This window comes from Epilithonimonas bovis DSM 19482 (assembly GCF_900108115.1).
Taxonomy (GTDB): Bacteria; Bacteroidota; Bacteroidia; order Flavobacteriales; family Weeksellaceae; genus Epilithonimonas; species Epilithonimonas bovis.
In genome coordinates this window covers 12,503-34,372 of the sequence record NZ_FTPU01000003.1, presented here as the reverse complement: position 1 = coordinate 34,372, position 21,870 = coordinate 12,503, and the positions used below count along the sequence as shown (strand labels likewise).

General features: G+C 38.9%; 18 protein-coding genes, 1 tRNA gene and 1 pseudogene. 6 read left to right on the top strand and 14 right to left on the bottom strand.

The window, feature by feature from the left end:
- Nucleotides 1–22 precede the first annotated feature (22 nt).
- Nucleotides 23–1,177 (bottom strand): homogentisate 1,2-dioxygenase, encoded by a 1,155-nt coding sequence (locus B0B05_RS01800; protein WP_076781901.1) that lies wholly within the window; start codon nt 1,175–1,177, stop codon nt 23–25.
- A gap of 367 nt (nt 1,178–1,544) precedes the next feature.
- Here B0B05_RS01800 and B0B05_RS01795 point away from each other — a divergent pair, with 367 nt between their 5' ends.
- Nucleotides 1,545–2,228: a Bax inhibitor-1/YccA family protein gene (locus B0B05_RS01795; RefSeq protein ID WP_076781795.1), complete on the top strand. Its 684-nt coding sequence runs from the start codon at nt 1,545–1,547 to the stop codon at nt 2,226–2,228.
- Nucleotides 2,229–2,397: 169 nt separating this feature from the next.
- On the opposite strand, the gene B0B05_RS01790 is transcribed toward B0B05_RS01795, so the two are convergent.
- From B0B05_RS01790 to B0B05_RS01760, 7 genes and pseudogenes are all read right to left on the bottom strand, one after another.
- Nucleotides 2,398–2,877, bottom strand: a complete 480-nt coding sequence (locus B0B05_RS01790; RefSeq protein WP_084173853.1) for a thioredoxin family protein — start codon at nt 2,875–2,877, stop codon at nt 2,398–2,400.
- Between the two features lie 104 nt (nt 2,878–2,981).
- Nucleotides 2,982–5,057 (bottom strand): TonB-dependent receptor plug domain-containing protein, encoded by a 2,076-nt coding sequence (locus tag B0B05_RS01785; RefSeq protein ID WP_084173852.1) that lies wholly within the window; start codon nt 5,055–5,057, stop codon nt 2,982–2,984.
- Between the two features lie 155 nt (nt 5,058–5,212).
- A pseudogene (locus B0B05_RS01780) lies at nt 5,213–5,623 on the bottom strand (SDR family NAD(P)-dependent oxidoreductase); the annotation flags it as partial.
- Nucleotides 5,596–5,934, bottom strand: coding sequence for a helix-turn-helix domain-containing protein (locus tag B0B05_RS01775; RefSeq protein WP_076781794.1), 339 nt, complete (start codon nt 5,932–5,934; stop codon nt 5,596–5,598). The gene B0B05_RS01775 and the pseudogene B0B05_RS01780, both read right to left, overlap by 28 nt.
- Before the next feature lie 5 nt (nt 5,935–5,939).
- A complete protein-coding gene (locus tag B0B05_RS01770) occupies nt 5,940–7,277 on the bottom strand; it encodes a UDP-N-acetylmuramate--L-alanine ligase (protein ID WP_076781793.1) in 1,338 nt (445 codons plus the stop codon).
- A gap of 110 nt (nt 7,278–7,387) precedes the next feature.
- Nucleotides 7,388–7,804, bottom strand: a complete 417-nt coding sequence (locus tag B0B05_RS01765) for a hypothetical protein (RefSeq protein WP_076781792.1) — start codon at nt 7,802–7,804, stop codon at nt 7,388–7,390.
- Between the two features lie 352 nt (nt 7,805–8,156).
- A tRNA-Cys gene (locus B0B05_RS01760) sits at nt 8,157–8,227 on the bottom strand.
- 324 nt (nt 8,228–8,551) lie between these two features.
- Here B0B05_RS01760 and ribB point away from each other — a divergent pair.
- Both ribB and rpoN read left to right on the top strand, forming a co-directional pair.
- Nucleotides 8,552–9,673: a 3,4-dihydroxy-2-butanone-4-phosphate synthase gene (gene ribB / locus B0B05_RS01755; protein WP_076781791.1), complete on the top strand. Its 1,122-nt coding sequence runs from the start codon at nt 8,552–8,554 to the stop codon at nt 9,671–9,673.
- 160 nt (nt 9,674–9,833) lie between these two features.
- Nucleotides 9,834–11,297 carry an RNA polymerase factor sigma-54 gene (gene rpoN / locus B0B05_RS01750; protein ID WP_076781790.1) on the top strand — a complete coding sequence of 488 codons (1,464 nt, stop codon included), beginning with the start codon at nt 9,834–9,836 and terminating at the stop codon, nt 11,295–11,297.
- A gap of 48 nt (nt 11,298–11,345) precedes the next feature.
- On the opposite strand, the gene B0B05_RS01745 is transcribed toward rpoN, so the two are convergent.
- Complete coding sequence (locus tag B0B05_RS01745) at nt 11,346–12,953, bottom strand: AMP-binding protein (protein ID WP_076781789.1); 1,608 nt, start codon at nt 12,951–12,953, stop codon at nt 11,346–11,348.
- Nucleotides 12,954–13,156: 203 nt separating this feature from the next.
- Here B0B05_RS01745 and B0B05_RS01740 point away from each other — a divergent pair, with 203 nt between their 5' ends.
- Genes B0B05_RS01740 through B0B05_RS01730 form a run of 3 tightly spaced genes read left to right on the top strand, consistent with a single transcriptional unit; the run spans nt 13,157 to nt 16,637 of the window.
- Nucleotides 13,157–13,816, top strand: a complete 660-nt coding sequence (locus B0B05_RS01740) for a succinate dehydrogenase cytochrome b subunit (RefSeq protein WP_076781788.1) — start codon at nt 13,157–13,159, stop codon at nt 13,814–13,816.
- A 14-nt stretch (nt 13,817–13,830) separates the two neighbouring features.
- Nucleotides 13,831–15,840, top strand: coding sequence for a fumarate reductase/succinate dehydrogenase flavoprotein subunit (locus B0B05_RS01735; protein WP_076781787.1), 2,010 nt, complete (start codon nt 13,831–13,833; stop codon nt 15,838–15,840).
- 23 nt (nt 15,841–15,863) lie between these two features.
- Nucleotides 15,864–16,637, top strand: a complete 774-nt coding sequence (locus B0B05_RS01730) for a succinate dehydrogenase/fumarate reductase iron-sulfur subunit (RefSeq protein WP_076781786.1) — start codon at nt 15,864–15,866, stop codon at nt 16,635–16,637.
- A gap of 167 nt (nt 16,638–16,804) precedes the next feature.
- Here the strand turns inward: B0B05_RS01730 and B0B05_RS01725 are convergent, their stop codons facing one another.
- From B0B05_RS01725 to B0B05_RS01705, 5 genes are all read right to left on the bottom strand, one after another.
- The gene (locus B0B05_RS01725) at nt 16,805–17,026 is read right to left on the bottom strand and encodes a PspC family transcriptional regulator (protein ID WP_394332780.1); all 222 of its coding nucleotides are present in this window, start codon (nt 17,024–17,026) and stop codon (nt 16,805–16,807) included.
- A gap of 17 nt (nt 17,027–17,043) precedes the next feature.
- Complete coding sequence (locus tag B0B05_RS01720; protein ID WP_076781784.1) at nt 17,044–18,306, bottom strand: DUF2851 family protein; 1,263 nt, start codon at nt 18,304–18,306, stop codon at nt 17,044–17,046.
- Between the two features lie 98 nt (nt 18,307–18,404).
- Complete coding sequence (bshA, locus tag B0B05_RS01715; RefSeq protein ID WP_076781783.1) at nt 18,405–19,565, bottom strand: N-acetyl-alpha-D-glucosaminyl L-malate synthase BshA; 1,161 nt, start codon at nt 19,563–19,565, stop codon at nt 18,405–18,407.
- Nucleotides 19,566–19,654: 89 nt separating this feature from the next.
- A complete protein-coding gene (locus B0B05_RS01710) occupies nt 19,655–20,032 on the bottom strand; it encodes a GxxExxY protein (protein WP_076781782.1) in 378 nt (125 codons plus the stop codon).
- Between the two features lie 72 nt (nt 20,033–20,104).
- Nucleotides 20,105–21,856, bottom strand: coding sequence for a glycoside hydrolase family 3 protein (locus B0B05_RS01705; RefSeq protein WP_076781781.1), 1,752 nt, complete (start codon nt 21,854–21,856; stop codon nt 20,105–20,107).
- Between the last annotated feature and the right edge of the window lie 14 nt (nt 21,857–21,870).

Genomic DNA, 21,870 nt, shown 5'->3' with positions numbered 1-21,870 from the left:
TTGGATTTGAAACCGTTCTAAACTAAGCATCTAGCCAGCTTGTTTTGTAAGTTGGATCTTCTGCTCGGATCGCTTCCTCTGTCAATTTCAAAGGGCGGAAAGGATCTACCATTACCGCATATTCGTTTGTGAATTTTTTACCGATACTCCGCTCCATCGCTCCAGGATGCGGGCCGTGGACAATCCCGCCAGGATGCAATGAAAAATCCATCAGATCTACGTGGTTTCTGCTCATAAAATCGCCTTCTGTATAAAACAGTACCTCATCCGAATCGATATTGGAATGATTGTAAGGTGCAGGAATGGCATCCGGATGATAATCATACATCCTTGCACAGAATGAACAAACCACAAAATTATGTGCTTCGAAGTTCTGATGAACCGGAGGCGGCTGATGAATGCGACCGGTAATTGGCTCAAAATTTTTGATATTGAATTTATAAGGATAAAAATAACCGTCCCAGCCAACGACATCAAACGGATGAGTGGCGTAAATGAAATCGGTAATTTGATTTTCTTTTTTGACTTTGATAAGAAAATCGCCTTTTTCATCTTTTGGTTCTGTAAAAGTTGGAGGAATAATATCGCGTTCACAGAACGGCGAATGCTCCAACAATTGCCCAAACTCATTACGGTAACGTTTTGGTGTATAAATCGGTGAATGCGCTTCTATGAAAAAGAAAACATTTTGCTCCGAATCTAATTCCAACTGATAAATAGTTCCTCTGGGAATGATGAGATAATCGCCGACAGAAAAGTCAATATTGCCAAGCATTGTTTTCAGCGTTCCTTTACCTTGGTGGACAAAGAGCAACTCATCACATTCTGCATTTTTATAAAAATAATCAGTTGATTGTCTGGGCTTTGCCAAACCCATTTTCAAATCGTTGTTAAACATCAGAACCTTCCGGCTTTCCAAAAAATCGTCTTCGGGTTTTACTTTTGCCCCTTTTATCATTCTTGGTGTGACGTTTTTCTCCACCGCAATTTTGGGAGTTACGTCTTTTACATTGCCAATGGATTTGATCTGAGTTGGGCGATGTACGTGATACAGCAAGGATGCGATGCCGTGAAAACCTTCTGTACCAAAGAGCTGCTCGTAATAAAACTGGTTATCTTCGGATTTGAAAACCGTGTGTCTTTTTGGCGGAATTTTACCTAACTGAATGTATCTCATTGTATTAGATTTGGCTTTTCTCAAATGTAATATTTTTTCTCTGAACGCAAAGTCCGCAGAGGTTTTTGTTAATTATTGAAACTATTTTAAGAGGCAAAAAGTTACTTGAGTGGAAAAAATGAATTAAATTTTGATTTGGAAGACGTATGTTGTTTTGATATTGAAACCCTTAGCCCTGATGGGAACGGCATCCTTTTTCTTGGCTGGGGGAAACCTCATAGGTTTTGAAAACCTATGAGGTTTTTAGCTTTGGCAGAAAAAGATACAGTGGACAGCAGGTTCCCGGCTCCTGAAAAAGAATTATGAGAGCCTTAGGACTGTTTTATATTATAAAATGTTATCTTTGAGACTACTAATTTTACACACAATGAATGATTCGTTAATGGTTTCTCAACTGTCAGAAATCGAAAAAGCAGAATTTTACAGAAAAACGTATATGCACGTTGCAGTGGCCATTTTAGCTTTTGGCGCAGTGGAATATCTGCTGCTGAAAACGGTTCCGCTGGAAACGGTGCTTGCGATGGTTTCGGGAAGGTATATCTGGCTGGCCGTGATTGGCGTTTTTTGGCTGGCATCTATGCTGGCGACCAAATTGTCTTTCTCACTCTCCAGAAACACACAATATTTAGGATTGGGTCTGTATGTCCTGATAGAAGCCGTCATCTTCCTGCCAATGTTGGGCATCGCAAGTCTGTACGCACCTCAGGTGATTACGCAGGCCGCTCTAGTAACGCTTTTTATGTTTGCAGGATTAACAGCAACGGTATTTTTTACCAACAAGGATTTTTCTTTTCTTAGAAATATCATCGTGATTGGCGGATTTGTAGCTTTAGGAGTAATTGTTGCCGGCTCTATCTTCGGATGGAACCTGGGACTTTGGTTTTCCCTGGCAATGGTTGGATTGGCGAGTGCGAGTATTCTTTATGAAACCTACAACATCAAGAATGTTTATAACAAAGAGCAATATGTTGGTGCTGCTTTGCAGATGTTTGCGTCGATAATGCTGCTGTTCTGGTATATTTTGAGAATTTTCTTGAATAGAAGAGATTAGGATTTAACCAATATCAATTATTATTGAAGTGTTCGGAACTATCTGGGCACTTTTTTTTGCTTAATGGAAAATTTTAACGCAAAGGCCGCAAAGATTATTTTAATAATCGGAAATATCTTGAGACGCAAAGGCGCTTCGCTCAGCAAAATTTGATTTGCTAAAAGAGTTTCTATCGTTCTGATTTTATTTTCTTGAGAATATCCAGAAGTTCTGAGGATTTTAAATAGCCGTTATATTGAAAAATGATTTCGTTTTTAGTATTTAATATGATTAAACTCGGGTAAGTTGTTTTCCCGCCCATTAATGTTTCTGCAAGTTGGTGGATGCCGGTATCTTTTCCTGTGGGTTTGTATCGGAATGTTTTTCCGGCAAAGCTAATATCACGCTTTTCTTCTGCATCCAATATTACAAAATAGAAATTCTGTTGAATGAGATCAGCCACTTTCTGATTATTAAACGTGGTATTTTCCATCGCTTTGCAGTAATTGCACCAATTGGTATGGATGAAAACTACAACATCTTTTTTTTCTGATTCCTGTAAGTTTTCTATCGCTTCAAACTGATAGGATTTGGCCTGAGAAAAGCAAATTCCGGAAAGTAAAATACTTCCCAGAATCGCCAGTCGTAATATGGCATCACGAATTTTCATTTTCTTTTTGTTTCTCAATCAATTATCAATTTTGGCTAAAGCCTAATTAAATTGTAATTTTTGAGACGGGCTAAAGCCCGCCTCTATTGATATTCTCAATTATATTAATCAAAATTAAATCTTACCCCTAAAAAGCCCCTGATCCCCTGGTTTGGCGCGTAAACATATGATGTATCAAAATTTAAAGGATTGTCTGCTGTAGGCTCGCCAAAAGGATCATTTGAGCGAGATATAAGAAAGGGAGTTCCTTTGGCAGGTGTCCAGTTGAGTAGGTTTTTCACACCGGCATAAAATTCAAAATTTCGGACTCCACTATAAGTAAACTGAATATTCTGTATGCTCCACCAAGGTGACATGCCAGGTCTTGGATCCAGATCGCCCTGTAAAGGTAAACGCATTGGGCTGTAAACATTACCGGTATAATCGATGCTCAGATGCCAAGGTTTAATTTTGTACGACACGGCCCAGGTTCCTGTGAACTTTTCTGTGAGCATCTGTTGTTCGGTGATTCCGTTTTCGGTTAATGTGTTTTCCATCAATGTGCCCCCGAGAATGAATTTTAAACCGTTAGAAAATGTCAGGTCAGCATTAAGACTGATACCTTTGCTCACCGCATGCCCATCAAGATTGTCGTAGAGGATTTCATTAGGGTTGGTATCATAATCCGGAACAATCCTGTTGGTAAAATAAGTGTAAAAAGCGGTAGCATCCAACCCTATAAAACTACCGGAATTAAGATAAAATTTCTTAATAAAATTAAGGTTAGCATTATAAGATTTTTCCGGTTTCAGATCGCTAAGAATAATAACATTCCTCGCTCCGGTAAGTGCCGCGTGGTCTTCTGTAAAAAGATTAACGACACGGTAACCGGTTCCGGCATTCAAGCGGATGATATCATTTTTGTTAATCGCCCATTTGTAAGCCACTCTTGGGGTAAAAATATTGCCGTGGATATTGTTATGGTCATAACGGAACCCCAGTAACAGCTTATGTTTTTCTGCCAGCGCAATCTCATCCTGAATAAAAACCCCGGGCAACCAGGTATTTTCAGGTTCATTTTGCCCGTTTGAGTAGGCTGTTGCCGGCGTATTGTCGTCGTAATAAGTATATCTGAGAGCAGTACCTGCCAAGAGATCGTGTCTCCCTATTTTTTTATCCCAGGTCAGCTGCCCAAAAGCGATTTTTTGGTTGGCTATGTAAGAAACATCACCGTAGCGGCTGTCCTGATCGTGATTGATGAAGGAAAATCCAAAGAACATTTTTTCGCTCACCGGTAACTGGTAATTACCAATAATTTCTGCGCGGTTGGTATAGATACTCTCGCCATAGATCTCATCGCCGCCACGGTAGGATTTGTCCCAGCGCATATCACCGCCCCAGCGGTCCTCGTACATATAACGTGCAGCGAGTGTAAACAAACGGTTTTCTTTCCGTTCAAAATTCCATTTCTGGAAAATAGATATCCTGTTTTGCAGGGTGACATCGGTAAAGTTATCATGGTTATTGTCGACCCTGTTTTGGAAATTAAAATAATTGATCCCGGTAAGGACACTTGCTTTTTTCCCGGCATTGAATTTAAATCCCAAATCCACATTATATTCGCCCCAGGTTGTAGAAAACAGATCGGCACTCACCAATGGTGCATTCTGAGGTTTCTTGGTAATAATATTGATAAGACCTCCAACTGCTTCACTCCCATAGAGAGAAGAGGCAGGACCTTTTACCACCTCGATTCTTTCTACCAAAGAATTTGGAATCCCGGACAATCCGTAGACCGTTCCTAAAGAACTCACGATTGGCATTCCGTCAATCAAAACCATCGTGTAAGGGCCTTCTAAACCGTTGATATGGATATCGCCGGTGTTACAGATATTACAATTAAGTTGTGGGCGGACACCATTGACGGTTTGCAGAGCATCAAAAATACTAGGTGTAGGATTTTTCCTAAAAAATGTTGGGGTATAAACCTCTACGGGAACCGGGCTTTCCAGCCTGCTCACGGCCTTCATTGTACCGGTAATCACCACATCTTCTATATCTCCTGTTTTTACAACTTCTTTTTTTGTGGTTAAACTATCATTTTTTACCGCTGGCACAGCCAGGCTATCTACCTGTGAGTAAGCCAATTGGTAACCACCGAAAAGAGCAGCAACTGATAGAGAAAATAATCTTAGCTTCATTTAATTAATATATTATATTGCAAATATATAAAAGTTAGATTAATCTAACAAATTAATTAGCTAAATAAATATTTAAATCTTTCCAACATAACCCTCATAACAAAAAAAACCTCCGGAAAAAATTCCGGAGGTTAAAGACATTAATTATTTAGGTTTTACAAATTTGAACCGCCGGAAACTTCTATCCTTTGCGCATTGATCCATTTGGCATCATCGGTACAAAGAAAGGCGACAACACCGCCAATATCAGCCGGAAGCCCTACCCTTCCCAAAGCCGTTGTTCCGGCAATATGCTGATTAACCTGTGCATTGTCTCTTACAACGCCGCCACCGAAATCTGTTTCAATCGCACCCAGAGCAACAACATTCACATTAATGCCGCGCTTGCCAAATTCCTGCGCTTCATACCTTGTAAGGACTTCCACAGCACCTTTCAATGCACCATAAGCGCCATAACCTGGCAAACAGAATCTTGCCAAACCGGAAGAAATATTGATAATTCCGCCGCCGTCATTCAGTAATTCCAGCGATTTCTGAGTCAGGTAAAACGGTGCTTTGAATTGGATAAATTAGAAGGATCATAAGTCAGCATTTTTGCGATTTCTGCAATACTCATTTTATTATCTTCTAAATGCTGTTTGGCAATGTCAAGAATTTTGCCTTCCACAAAAGAACAGGGCGAATTGCCTGTCACCAGCTTGATCGTATTACTTAGATGCCTCGGATGGATATGCAACAATTCCGCTACATCCCTTATTTCGTAGATATGCTCAGATTTTCCGGACAAAACATCGGCAAGGTTCTCATCAACGATTTTCATAAAATCACTGGTAATCTCTTTTTGCCGGGCCAATATTTTCTGAGGAAGCGCATTCATTTTTTTTATTTTGTCAAATCTAAGCCACCGAAATTACCGGAACTCATCATCAGAAAAGCACCTTTTGTTTTGTCTAACGTTTCCCAATATTGATGAAGGTCTGCGGCATTAGTAAATACTTTGAGATCCTGATTCCTGAATTTCTCCTTAATCAAATCCGGTGAAATAGGATCCATCCGCTTGATTCTCAAAGCCTCTTCCGAATAGAAAACCACAGCGTGGTCTAGGCCATCCAAAGCGTGATCGTACTGCTCAAGAAAAATTGGATTAAGGCTGGAATAGGTATGTAATTCTAAGAAGCCGAAGGTTTCGGTTTTGGAAAATTGTTCAGCAAAAGCAGCCACCGTGGCTTTCACTTTGCTAGGTGCGTGTGCAAAATCTTTGTAAAGCAAACCACCGTCAGGTCTTTCTACTTTTTCCAGTCGTTTGCTCGCCCCTTTGAAGCTCATAATTGCCTCGTAGAATTCTTCTTCCATAATCCCCAACTGGGAACAGATGAATCTGGCACCTTCCATATTCAGCAGGTTATGCTTACCAAAAACAGACAACGAAACATCGCCCATATCGGTTTTTAGATTCACAACACCGTCTATGATTTCATACTCAGGCGTTTTGTACGGGATTTTTCTAAAATAATTCTCGGCACTTTCCACGACTTTTACCACTTCCGGATCCTCTTCGTTATAAACCAGAACGCCACCGGGCGTGATGGTTGCAACAAATTTCCTGAACTGATCGATATAATCATCAAATGTCTTGAAAACATTAATATGATCCCAGGCAATCCCGGAAATCAAAGCGATATTGGGCTGATATAATAGAAACTTTGAACGAAGATCTATTGGAGAAGAGAGATATTCATCACCTTCAAGGATCATAAAATCATTGTCATTCGTGATTTTCACCATACAATCGAAGCCTTCCAACTGAGCACCAACCATATAATCGATGTCTTTGTGATGAAAATTAAGAACGTGGAGGATCATCGATGTAATCGTTGTTTTCCCGTGCGAACCTCCAATGACTACTCTGGTTTTTTCTTTGGATTGTTCGTAAAGAAACTCCGGGTAAGAATAGATCTTCAGACCCAATTCTTTTGCTCTTGCCAGCTCGGGATTGTCTGCGTGGGCGTGCATCCCAAGAATGACAGCATCAATATCCGATGTTAATTTTTCCGGAAACCAACCCAGTTCCTGCGGCAGAATCCCTTTTTTTTCTAATCTTGATCTTGAAGGTTCGAAAATAGCATCATCGGAACCAGTTACCTGATAGCCTTTATCTTTGAGCGCAATGGCTAAATTATGCATCGCAGAACCGCCAATGGCAATGAAATGAGTTTTCAATTCTAAACAATTTTACACAAAAGTAAGGAAAGATGTCAGATGACAGAAGTCCAATGCCAGATTTTTAGAAATAAAAAACCTGACTTGCAAAAATCAGGTTTTGATAATAACTATGATAGTGTGATTTGGACTTTGGGAACAGCTGAAATAGCCGGCTCTATTTTGAGCTCTTCACCAGTCAGTGTGAAATAGATATTCTGCAGCTGGTGGAGATAATTACATTTGATATAGTTCCCGAAAAATAAAAAACCCTGAAGAATTTTGTTGGAATCGAGATCAAAATCATATCTGCAATAATTGGGCAAATCGAACCTCACTCTGCTTTTTGAGCGGTAAGCTTCTTTAAACCCAAGTCTAGAAAACCATTCGGCAGTCAGCGCAATTGGTTTTAGCTTTTTATAATCGACTGATGTTAATGAATTAATTTTTACAATAACACTCTCGTCATTATTCTCCATCCCGATAATTGGCACAATCGAATCTTCGTACATTAGCAGATTATTAAGTCTAAGTTCTGAGGCTTCCATCTTTATTATTGTATTAGTAGTAATTGAAAATTATATAGGTCTGATAAACAAAACATCTGCCAAATATTAACTCAATATAAACATTGTGACAAAATTAAATTGATTAATTCTCAAAACATAATGAAATAGAAAAAATTTAACAATTGTAGCGAATTATATTGTTAAAAATGATCATCTGGTAAAAATATAATTATTGCTCAACTTTGCAGTGAAGTTTATTTACAAAAGCTTATAATATTTGAGAATTTCTAACTTTTGAAATCCAAAGACCATACACAAATGGAGATACCAATATTAATATACCATCACAAAAAACCCTAAAACGTTTATTTCGTTTTAGGGTTTTATTGTGAGGTACCTAGCGGATTCGAACCGCTGTAGATGGTGTTGCAGACCACTGCCTAGCCACTCGGCCAAAGTACCATTTTCTTTGGATTGCAAATTTAGACTTTTTTTTTAAATTTCAAATTCTCTAACTGTTTTTTATTCATTTTTTTTTAACCTCTAATATATTAAGTAGTATTTGCAGAGAATTGCATACTAGCCCTGATGGAAACGGCTATCCTTTTTGTTATTGCAATTATTGGAAAGTTCTTTGTCCTGCGACCTTTCTTTGCAATAGCAAAAAGATAATAGTGGACAGCAGGTTCCCGGCTCCTAAAAATTCATTTTCTACATATTTTTAATTGATTTTTACAATCTTTATTTAGGTTCTAAATAAGTATCTTTGTAAAAATTATTTTAAAAATGGATAATCTCCAACTTAATACAATAGAAGAAGCGCTTGACGACCTTAAAAAAGGTAAAATGGTAATTGTTGTAGATGACGAAGACCGTGAAAACGAAGGCGATCTTTTGGCCGCAGCCGAACTTACAACTACAGAAACAGTCAATTTTATGGCAACCTATGCAAGAGGCCTTATTTGCATGCCATTGACCGAGAAGCGGTGTGATGAACTGGAGCTGCAATCTATGGTTGCCAATTCTACAGATCCTAAGGAGACAGCTTTTACTATTTCTGTTGACCTTCTTGGCAAAGGTGCTACCACCGGCATCAGTGCAGGAGACCGTGCAAAAACAATACAGGCCATTATGAATCCGGAAACAAAACCTGGTGACCTGATGCGCCCCGGCCATATTTTCCCATTGCGTGCTAAAGAAGGCGGTGTGCTGAAAAGAGCAGGCCACACAGAAGCGGCGATAGATCTTACAAGACTTGCCGGGCTTAAGGAAGGTGGCGTAATCTGCGAAATCCTGAAGGAAGATGGCAGCATGGCAAGATTACCACAATTGCTTGAATTCGGGAAAGAACATGACCTGAAAGTGATATCTATAGAAGACCTCATCCATTACAGACTGAGACAGGGCGGCCTTGTAGAAAGAATCGAAGAACGCCAAATCAAAACTCATTTTGGTGATTTTAATTTTTATGTATTTGAGGAAAAACCTACCGAACAAATCCATTATGCACTAACCAAAGGGACATGGTCTGCTGATGAATCAATCCTGGTACGGGTACAGTCATCAAACTCATATTTTGACGTATTCAGCAAATTATCTAATGGTGAAAACCCACTGATGCAGCAGGTGACAGACCTTATTAATAAAGAAGGGAAAGGCGCCGTCGTGTTTATCAATAATGTTTCCAGCAAAGAGAGTACGCTCAGCAAAATTCAGCACTTCCTCAATTTCCAGGATGGAACGAGCGAACAGCCCACTATTGCCCCCAACTTTAGGGATTACGGTATTGGTACACAGATCCTGAAAGACCTTGGTATTAACAAGTTTAAAGTCATTACACAAAACCCGAATATAAAACCGGTTATTTCTGGTTATGATGTAGAGGTCACAGAGATGGTTGCATTGTAGGACTTAATAACTAATAAAGATAAACCCTGCCAGAGTGTAATACCGGCAGGGTTTTTTATTTCAAAACAATTACATCAAAAATCGTGCTAAACTTATTGTGGTTCAAAAAAAAATTTCTAACTTCGTCAGCGTTAATCAAATCTGATAACACATTTTTATTATGCTAAAGCAAAATCTACAACTTAAACTCGGTCAAAAATTAGCACCTCAACAGATTCAATTGATGAAGCTGATACAACTCCACACCCTGGAGTTTGAAGAGGAACTGGAAAGAGAACTGGAAGAAAATCCAGCTCTGGAAAAAGTGGCAGATGAAAACGCAGAGGAAGATTTTTCTAAGGCTGATGAAGAATTTGAAAACGAAGGTAGCGAGAGTATAGAAACCGATTTTGATGTTAACGAATACCTCTACGATGACGAACCCAGCTATAAAACCGCCAGCAGCAATTACTCTCCGGATGACGAGGAATTCGACAACCAATCCCTCTTAACAGAAGGCCAAACATTATATGACTATCTCATAGAGCAGATCAGACTGATTAATATCGATAATGATGATCTGAAAATTGCAGAATACATTATTGGTAACCTGGATACTGATGGTTACCTGAGAAGGGAAATCAAATCCATCGTTGATGACCTGGCCTTTTCACAAGGTATTTATACAACGATTGAGAAAGTAACAGACATCCTGGAAAATTATATTCAGAAACTGGACCCGCCTGGCGTAGGTGCAAGAGACCTGAGAGAATGCCTTCTGCTTCAAATAGAGAAAAAAGTAAGCTCCAACCCAAGCATTATACTGGCAGGGAACATCCTCAGAAATCAATTTGATGCGCTTGCCAACAAACATTACAATAAAATTCTTCAGAAGTATGATATCGAAGAAGAAGACCTGAAAGACGCCTTGGATGAGATATCCAGATTATCCCCTAAAGTAGGTGGTAATTTTGACACACAAACCATCACCATCAATCAGGAGATTATCCCGGATTTTGCCATTCAGATCAAAGATGGCCAAGTCATCCCAACGCTCAATAACAAAAATGCGCCATCATTGCGTGTTTCTGACGAATACAAAGAGATTTTATCGACCTACTCTCATGATAAAAATTCTGCAGAACACAAGCAGGCAGCTCTTTTTATCAAACAAAAGCTGGATGCGGCAAAATGGTATATTGACGCTATTAACCAAAGGCAAAATACATTATTGCAAACTATCACAGCAATTGTTAAGCTTCAGAAAGATTATTTCTTGTCCGGCGATGAGAAAAACATTAAGCCAATGATTCTAAAAGACGTGGCTGATATTACCGGCTTTGATATTTCAACCATATCACGGGTTGTAAAAAGCAAGTATGCTGACACACCGAATGGTATTGTATACCTCAAAAATCTTTTCTCCGACTCGCTTACCAATGACGATGGTGAAGAAGTTTCTACAAAAGAGATCAAAATGCACCTGCAAGAAGCCATCGGAAAAGAAAACAAAAGAAAACCGTACACAGATGATGCGCTTGTAGGCATCTTAAAGGAAAAAGGCTACAACATCGCAAGACGTACCATCGCCAAGTATCGGGAACAACTTAATATTCCTGTCGCAAGGCTTAGAAAAGAATTATAAAACAAATGCTCCTGAAAAAAAAGGAGCATTTTATTTTTAAAACTTAATTTACAAACCTAATTCTTTAACCGACAACTCCCGCATCTCCACTTTCCTCACTTTACCGGAGACCGTCATCGGGAATTCGTCTACAAACTTCCAGTACTTTGGGATTTTATAATGCGCAATCTTGCCCTGGCAATATTCCAAAAGATCAGACTCAGACAATTCGTAACCTTCCCTAATTTTTACCCATGCCATTACTTCCTCACCAAAACGCTCACTAGGCACACCAATAATCTGAACATCCAAAATATTGGGATAAGTATATAGAAAATCCTCAATCTCTTTAGGCGAAATATTTTCACCACCGCGGATGATTAGATCCTTTATTCGCCCGGAGATCGTGATATACCCCTCATCATCCATCACAGCAAGATCGCCGGTATGCATCCACCTGCCCTCGTCTATAACTTTTTTGGTATTTTCGGGATCATTCCAATACTTCAGCATCACCGAGTAACCACGTGTACAAAGCTCGCCATGCACGCCCCGCTCAACAATCTTGCCGTTATTATCGATAATTTTGATTTCCAAATGATCCTGAACTGTACCAACGGTAGAAACCTGCTTCTCTAGAGGTGTCCCAATTAGTGTTTGGGTAGAAACTGGTGATGTCTCTGTCATGCCATAACATATTGACACTTCTTTCATATTCATCAGGCTTTCCACTTTTTTCATAATCTCCGGCGGACAAACAGACCCAGCCATTACACCAGTCCTGAGATGGGATAAATCGTAATCTCCAAAATTCTTCACAGCCAGTTCCGCAATAAACATTGTAGGAACTCCATACAGAGAGGTGCACCGTTCTTTTGACACAACATCCAGCGTCAATTCTGCATCAAAACTGTCATTAGGAATCACCATACAGGCTCCGTGTGCCGTACAGCAAATATTACCGATTACCATACCAAAACAATGGTAAAACGGCACCGGAATACAAACCCGGTCATTCTCGGTATACTTTAAGCGGACTCCTATAAAGTAGCCGTTGTTAAGAATATTATGATGTGACAATGTAACACCTTTTGGGAAACCTGTGGTTCCCGATGTATATTGAATATTAACTGGATCATCAAACTGCACTTCATTTTCAAAAGCCAGCAAAGTATCATCAGAAACAGAACTGGCACCCTCTAAAAAATCGTTCCAGTTATCATCAAAGAAGATCTCCGATCTGAGAGTAGAACAGAATTCTTTGGCGTCTAAAATCATTTTTTTGTAATCGCTGGACTTAAATGTTAATGATGAAAAAATGTAAGATATCTCAGACTGATTAATGACAAAAATAAGTTCACTGGTTCGGTAGGCAGGATTAATATTGACGAGGATGACCCCAATCCTTGCTGTGGCATATTGCAATAATACCCATTCGTAGCGGTTGGTAGACCACACACCAACACGCTCACCAGCTGACAAACCAAGACCGACAAGCGCTTTTGCCACTTGGGTTGTCTGTTTATAGAACTCTTCGTAAGTTGCTCTGTAATTTTGATGATAAGAGACTAATGCCTCTCTTTGGGGAAATTGATCAACTGTCTTTCTAAGATTTTCACCTATAGTTTCACCCAGCAGCGGGATATTGGAGTCGCCACAAGTGTATGATAACTTCATGTTATAAAATTTTAAGGTTTTAAAATTAAAATAATTTGGATAAACAACAATTCAAAAACAAAAAAACCTTCCTAACCCCAAGCATCATCGCAATGTTAACATATTATTTAGAAAGATTACAAACTGTCATTTTCTGACATTTCTCAACATTAAGTGAATCAACTATTTTTTAAATTTGTAAAAATTCAAACAACAATAGAATTATGGCAGGTATTACGTCTTCTATAGGCAGAAAATATGCTATGGCACTTTCAGCAATGTTCTTGCTGATTTTTTTGGTGATGCACTTATCCACCAATATGATCTCCGTTTTTAGCGAGAGCAATTTCAACGCTGCATCGCACTTTATGGGATATAATCCTGCAGTTCAATTTCTGATGCAGCCCATCCTGATGTTTGCAATAGTGTTCCACTTCGTTATGGGCTTTGTACTGGAGATTAAGAATAACCGGGCGAGACCTGTAAAGTATGCGATGAACAATGGTTCTGCCAACTCTACATGGATGTCCCGAAATATGATTATTTCCGGCGCTGTGATTCTGGCATTTTTAGCCTTGCACTTTTATGATTTCTGGGTTCCGGAGATTAGTTACAAGTACATACAAGGCAACAATCCGGATGAACTGAGATATTGGGAAGAACTACACCACAAATTCCATGATGTATGGAGGGTTGTTCTTTATGTGATTGCATTTGTATTATTAGGATTACACCTGGCACACGGTTTCCAGTCATCATTTCAGTCCATTGGAGCAAGACATCCAAAGTACACGCCTTTTATCAAGGCTTTCGGAAGCTGGTACTCCGTTATCATTCCGCTTGGATTCATTATTATCGCAATTTATCATTTCGTTACTCAATAATATAAAATAAAATTATGGGTTTAGATTCAAAAATTCCTGAAGGTCCTTTAAAGGATAAATGGAAACATCATAAAGATCACATGAATCTGGTTGCACCTAACAACCGGGACAAAATAGACATCATTATCGTTGGGACAGGATTGGCCGGTGGTTCTGCCGCTGCAACACTTGCAGAACAGGGCTACAATGTAAAAGCTTTCTGTTATCAGGATTCTCCCAGAAGAGCGCACTCTATTGCTGCACAGGGCGGTATCAATGCTGCCAAAAATTATCAGGGTGATGGTGACTCGACTTACAGATTGTTTTATGACACCATAAAAGGAGGTGACTACAGAGCTAGAGAAGCTAATGTTTACAGGCTTGCTGAGGTTTCTGCCAATATTATAGACCAATGTGTTTCTCAGGGCGTTCCTTTTGGTAGAGATTACGGCGGTCAGTTAGACAACCGTTCTTTTGGTGGTGTCCAGGTAAAAAGAACTTTTTACGCCAAAGGACAAACGGGGCAACAATTATTACTAGGAGCCTATTCTGCAATGAGCCGCCAAATTGGTAAAGGCAGAATCAAAATGATGAACCGTCATGAGATGATGGAACTTGTCATAGTAGACGGAAAAGCAAGAGGTATCATCGCAAGAAACCTGGTTACAGGCGAGATTGAAAGACACTCTGCCCATGCCGTTGTTATTGCGTCGGGAGGTTATGGTAATGTATATTTCCTGTCTACCAATGCGATGGGATCAAACGTTTCTGCTGCCTGGAAAATCCATAAAAAAGGAGCTTATTTTGCCAATCCTTGCTATGTACAGATACACCCAACATGTATCCCTGTCCATGGGACTCAGCAATCTAAACTGACATTAATGTCAGAATCTCTCCGAAACTCAGGAAGAATCTGGGTTCCTAAAAAGATTGAAGATGCAGTAGCCATCCGTGAAGGGAAGCTAAGAGCAGAGAATATAAAAGAAGAAGACCGCGATTACTATCTTGAAAGAAGATATCCTGCATTTGGGAACCTGGTTCCGAGGGATGTTGCTTCAAGAGCAGCTAAAGAACGTTGCGACGCAGGTTTCGGTATCGAAAATAATGAAACTAAAGAAGGTGTTTTCTTAGATTTCTCTACCGAGATTATCAAAAAAGGTAAAGAAGCAGCCATAGAAAAACACATCCACAATCCTACAGATCAGCAGATTTATGATCTTGGAAAAGCCTGGATTGAAGAAAAATATGGTAACCTTTTCGTCATGTACGAGAAAATTACAGCTGATGATCCTTACAAAACACCAATGAAGATCTATCCGGCTGTTCACTACACAATGGGTGGCGTTTGGGTTGATTATAACCTGATGTCAACAATCCCTGGATGTTTTGTCATTGGAGAAGCTAATTTCTCGGATCACGGGGCTAACAGACTTGGTGCTTCTGCTTTGATGCAAGGTTTGGCAGACGGTTATTTTGTATTGCCATATACCATTGCAGATTATCTTTCTGCAGATATCAGAACCGGGAAAATCCCTACAGACACTGCAGAGTTCGACGAAGCTGAAAAAGGCGTCAAAGATAAAATCAATTTCTTCTTAACCAACAACGGGCAATATACCGTAGACCATTTCCATAAACAGCTTGGGCACATTATGTGGAACAAAGTGGGAATGGCAAGAACACCTGAAGGATTAAGAGAAGCTATCAAGGAGATCGAAGAAGTTAGAAAAGATTTCTGGCAGAATGTAAAAGTTCCTGGTGAAGCTGATAACCTTAATCCTGAGCTGGAAAAGGCCTTCCGTGTTGCAGACTTCCTGGAACTTGGACAGCTGATGGCGATTGATGCGCTGAACAGAAACGAATCTTGCGGAGGTCACTTCCGCGAAGACCACTCTACCCCGGATGGAGAGGCAGAGCGTGATGACGAGCATTACAAGTATGTTGCAGCTTGGCAGTATAATGGTGCTGACATCAATGCAGAAACAGTGCATAAAGAAGAACTGATATATGAAAATATTGAAGTTAAAACCAGAAGTTATAAATAATCTCCATTCAAAAATATATAAAAATGAGTGCAAAAAAAGGCTTACATCTTACGCTGAAAATTTGGAGACAAAAAAACAATAAATCAAAAGGACAGTTCGAGACTTATAAAATCTCTGATGTTTCTACGGATTCTTCATTCCTGGAAATGTTGGATATCCTTAACGAACAGCTGATCAACGAGGGAAAAGACCCTGTAGCATTTGACCACGACTGTCGTGAAGGCATCTGCGGAATGTGTTCCCTATACATCAATGGTAGAGCGCATGGCCCCGACACAGGTATCACTACTTGCCAGTTGCATATGCGACATTTCAAAGATGGCGAAACCATCCATATAGAACCTTGGAGAAGTGCCGCTTTTCCGGTAATTAAGGATTTGGTGGTTGACAGAAGTGCATTTGACAGAGTGATGGCAGCCGGCGGATTTGTTTCGGTAAACACCTCAGGTAATACTTTGGATGCCAACGCCATCCCGGTTCCTAAAGAAGATGCAGACAAAGCGATGGATGCAGCAGCTTGTATCGGTTGTGGTGCTTGTGTTGCCACCTGCAAAAATGGTTCTGCCATGTTATTTGTTGGTGCAAAAGTATCTCAGTTTGCACTGTTACCGCAAGGTCGTATAGAAGCAAAAAGAAGAGTTCTGAACATGGTAAAAGCGATGGACGAAGAAGGATTCGGAAACTGCTCTAACACTGGTGCCTGCGAAGTAGAATGCCCTAAAGGTATTTCTCTTGAAGTCATTGCAAGAATGAACAGAGAATATACTGTAGCTAACATTACTACAGCCAATTCCTAATCTGCAAATAAGATTTTAGAAGTCAGATATTAGACTTCTTCCAAAATAAAATCCGATTGATAACTCAATCGGATTTTTTTATATAGTATAATTACTTTTTTGCTTTGGCAGCATTTCTGTCATACGTTTAAGCATTATTAATCTATCGCAATAAACGGTTTAACTGGTCACAAATCAAAAACGCTTGGCCGCTTGATCACGATACAGTCTTTCACCCAAAGCATAAAAGCTAAACCAAGGTAGAAAAGAAAGAAAATACCAGCGGTTGCAAACGTTGAATAAATAAAAAAAACACGCAGTTTAGACACCGGGATACCCAGCTTGGTCCCGTATCTTGTCAATACACCAAACCATTCGCGCTCTGCATTATGCCGAAAATTATTAATCACCTTAGGTTCTTTCATTTCTATTCTTTTAAAAGCTTATAACCGATACTGCAATTTAAGCATTTTTTCTGATTGCAAAATGCCTTATACTGATAAAGGAAAGCTTGTGTTTCCAAAGCATTTTGGAATTTAATTCCTAACTTTTTCCAATCATCCAGAACAGCATTTTTCTCCGGCTTCATCTGTTTATAGAAATCGAAAATATCATCAACAATCTCAGGATTATGATTCTTATGGTAAAAATAGTTCAGCGGCAAAACCGTATTGATAATAATCAAATCGATGAAATCCCGGCTCAGCAACTTCTTACCATAAACTGCGGAAATCTTCCCAAAATTAAAATGATTATCCCAATATTCAGAAGCCTTAACATCTTCAAAGATTTTATATACATCATCAATCCCTTTTGCCTCAATCAATTTTGAAAAAAGATTGGGTTGTGAATGATAAAGGTTGGCTAATTGTGACAATCGGATTGTTGGGAAATTGGGTGGGCGAAGCTTGGAAAACTTGGGGTGAATACGGAGATCTGATAAATTAAACTTGACTTTTAGAAAAGCAAATTCACGTTTCCAGATTTGCATCATATCATCAGACGGAGAATCCAGAAAACCACAAATACCGAAAAACAACGCTTCTAATTGTAACAGATTCTGCCTGACTTTCTGAATTACCGAAAAATCCAGATGCTCTGCCAACTGAAGAAAGATTTCTGCGTTCACTTTTAAACCAAACGTATAGGCCAGATTTTGGAACAGCACAGCTTCATAATTATTATGGTTTCGTTTAAGCGAAAGCTCAAAACCCTCAGCTTTCTCATCCAGTTTTTTGAGCAAAACTTCTTCTTCAAAAAAGAGCGGAATTTTATCGACATCAAATAAATCTTCACAGGCAATGAAAGTATGCTCCTGGTAAAGGAGCTGATACTTTTGGAGCAAGCTTTCATCAAAATAATCTCTTAGTTCTACCGTTGCAACCTGTTGGTTATCGAGTTCGGGAATTTCACAATCATTGACATAAACAGCATGAAGAATTAGATTACCAAATTCGGGATTGCCGGAATGGTTATGGAAAAACCAATCCGAAGCCTTGGTATGAATCTCGATATTACCAACGAAAACTATCCCATCAATTTTGATTTTAGCCAGAAGAAAATCCGGGCCGGAATTTTTATTCCATTCTCCAAAGTCTATAATTTCGATTTTTCTTCCGTCAATCGAAACGAAGTCAAACGTCCTGAATTTTTTAAAATTCCATAGGTATTGTAATAGTTCTTCATTCATCGGTTATTAGTATTAGTGAATAAAAAAACCTTCCGGAAATGCTCCGAAAGGTTTAAATTACAAAATATTTTTGATGTAACTGATTTTTTATCAGCTATTTATTTAACTTCAGCATCTATCAATTTTGCCTCTTCAAACTTTGCGATGGTATTTTTATACATCTCAATATAAATTGGAAGAATATTTTTAAGATCAAATTCTAATGCACGGTTCTTGGCATTAATTTTCATCTTGGCCAACAGCTCATCATCGCTTAGAAGTTTGATACAGTAATTGGACATTGCTTCTACATTGCCGGTTTCGGCCAGATATCCTGTTTCGCCTTGTATATTAACTTCGGGGATTCCGCCGGCATTACTGCTGATAACAGGCGTTCTGGCGGCCATCGCTTCAAGTGCTGCCAGGCCAAAACTCTCCTGTTCAGACGGCAGAAGAAACACGTCTGAGAGCTGCAAAATATGATAAAGATTGTTGACTTTGCCTAATAATTTGATGTGCCCTATCAGTTCTGGGTTGTGCTCCAGGAACTCCGATATTTTCTCCATCTCAGGCCCTTCACCAATAATTATTAGCTTTGATTTAACCTTTTTGTTGACATTTTTAAATATCTCCAAAACATCCTGGATTCGTTTTACCGGTCTCAGGTTAGACACGTGAATCAGGATCTTTTCATCGGGATTGGCAAACTGACTGCGCTGGCAGCTTGTACACTCTTCAAATTCTGTATTATCAATAAAATTGGTAATCACCTGAATCTCCTTTTTGATATGGAAAAACTGAAGCGTATCTTTTTTCAAACTTTCAGAAACCGAAGTAATCGTATCACTCTGATTAATCGAAAACTCAACGGCATGTTTGTAACTCGGATGTTGCCCTACCAAAGTGATGTCTGTACCGTGCAATGTCGTAACCAACGGAACATCCTTGCCTTCGGCTTTCAGCATTTGTTTGGCGGTAAAGGCTGCGTATGCATAAGGAATCGCATAATGTGCGTGCAGAATATCCAGCTTATAAAGATTCACAACACGGTAAATCATCGATGACAACGCGATATCATAAGGCTGATACTGGAACAGCGGATAGGTCTGCACATTCACTTTGTGAAAGAAGATATTCGGATTGGTAACATCCAGACGGGCGGGCAAAGCCGAACTTATAAAATGAACTTCATAGCCTTTATCGGCAAGGCTCATTCCCAGTTCTGTAGCTACAATTCCGCTGCCGCCGTAGGTGGGATAACAAAGTATTCCTATTTTCATTTTTAACGAATTATTTTTTTTACCACAAAAGTCATAAAAGATATATTTAATAATATGATTTCGTTCTAAAGTAAAAATAAGGTATTCACCTACATCAATTGTTCGTAGTATTTATTTACAAACGTTTGTTGTCCTTCGTGAACAATATTTTTCACATTAAAATTAATAAGTATTCCTTTCGGAACCTTTAATAATCCCATATAATTTAACAATTGTGCTTTGTGGATTTCATCAAAATTTTTGACAGATTTTATTTCTAATACAATTATTTCTTCAATTAAAAAATCGCATCGGAAATCACAATTTAACATTTTACTTTTATAAAAAATATCAATTTTAAATTCAGCTTTGAAATTGATATTTCTCAAAGCTAACTCCTGTTTCAAAGCTTCAGAATAAACACTTTCCAACAATCCACCATTTATTTTGTAGGTTAAATCAGTCAAATAGGATTGTGTTATCATCATTTATGCTTTAGCTTTATTCCATTTTATAACTTAATAATGAAAAAAACTGTTGTGACTTTTGTGGTGATAAATTTACTCAATTACAATTTTAGAATTTTTCGTTTCCGAATTATTTTTTCTATCAGATGCATTGGTTGGATTTTGTATATCAACATCTATTCCCATCCCGTATCGCAGGTTATCATTAACCAAAACAGGAAGCCTTCCCCAGATTTTTGTTTGTCCCAAGATGCCTTTTGCTGAAGCTTTCATGGCATCATCATTATTTTCGTAAGAAACTAAAACTGTGGAAACTTTGGAAATATCAATATCTTTCAGAGCATACGGACTTCCAAAAACATCCAGAATGACATTTTGATTTTTACTTAGATCTGATAAAACTTTTTTGCTGGCTTCAGAGATTTTGTAAGGTTTATATGCTGTGGAATTATCTTTATGAAAACCGACAATTACTTTAGAATTGGCAGGTATTGTATTAATTTCAGAAGCTTTTTTTACGATGACAGCCGTCTTAGTATTCAGTTGGTTGAAGAACGTTTCATAAGGCGCTTCTTCCAGAGGGACGTAATAATAAGTGCCTTTACAATCCAACGGCAGCAACTTTCTATCATCTTTCAGCAAAGTCAGTGCATTAGCATACATTTTCTGAACCAGAACTGAATGTGATGCATTATTGAGATCATTATTAATGTTTTCGGGATTTATATTATTGTAATGATCAAGCCCAAGATAATATTTGGTTAACAGGATTTTTTTAACACTCTCCTCTACCCTGCTTTGTGGGATCTCTCCATTGTCAATGGCTTTCTGAATCAGCTTTTTACCTGTCGCGACATCCTGAGAGAAAAGCATAATGTCATTTCCCGCTTTGAAAGCCATTGCATCCAGTTCCCCGGCTTTAAATTTGTTGGCTACAGCTCCCATATTAAGGGCATCAGTTATAATCAAACCTTTGTAACCTAATTTTTCTTTCAGAAGTCCTGTAACTATTTTTGAAGAAACAGAAGCCGGAATCCCTTTTTGATTTTCCAGGCTTGGGACATAAAGATGCGCTACCATCACGCCGCCAATGCCTTTATTCATCAATGCTTTGAAAGGCGCTATCTCTGTTCTTTCCAATCGGTCAATATTATGGGAAACAACCGGCAAATCCAGATGAGAATCTTTATCCGTATCGCCGTGGCCAGGGAAATGTTTGATGGCTGCAAGAATCCGGTTATCTTGCAAACCATTAGCATATGCTACAGCTGAATTCACAACATTACCCACATCAGAACCAAAACTCCGGTTCCCAATAATCGGATTATTGGGATTGGTATTCACGTCCACAACCGGCGCAAAATCCCAGTTAATTCCCATTCTTTTGCAATCTGCAGCAATTTTAGCAGCCATCTCGTAGATGAGATTCTTGTCCTGAATGGCTCCCAAAGCAATCGCCCAGGGATATTTGTGCGCTTTGGCAATCCTTTGGAAAACTCCCCATTCTGCATCCATCCCAATCATAAGCGGGACTTTTGATTTGGACTGAAACTCGTTAACGAGGCTGATTTCTCTTGCCGCATCATCCTGCATCAGGATTAATCCACCAATTTTATCCTGAGTTACAATCGTTCTGACTTGATTGATATGAGCTTCATCTTTGTTGGTATAAAGCGCTACGATGAAAAGCTGGCCTAATTTCTCATCCTGAGAAAGTGAATTGTAAGTATTATTAACCCAATCATTGGCTGTTTTGATTTCGGAATCAGAAATATTTCTAGGCTGATATTGTGCGTTATACAATTTTGAAACAAGAATGAGAGCCAGAACACTTAACCTTTTCATTATTTGGGAATCTA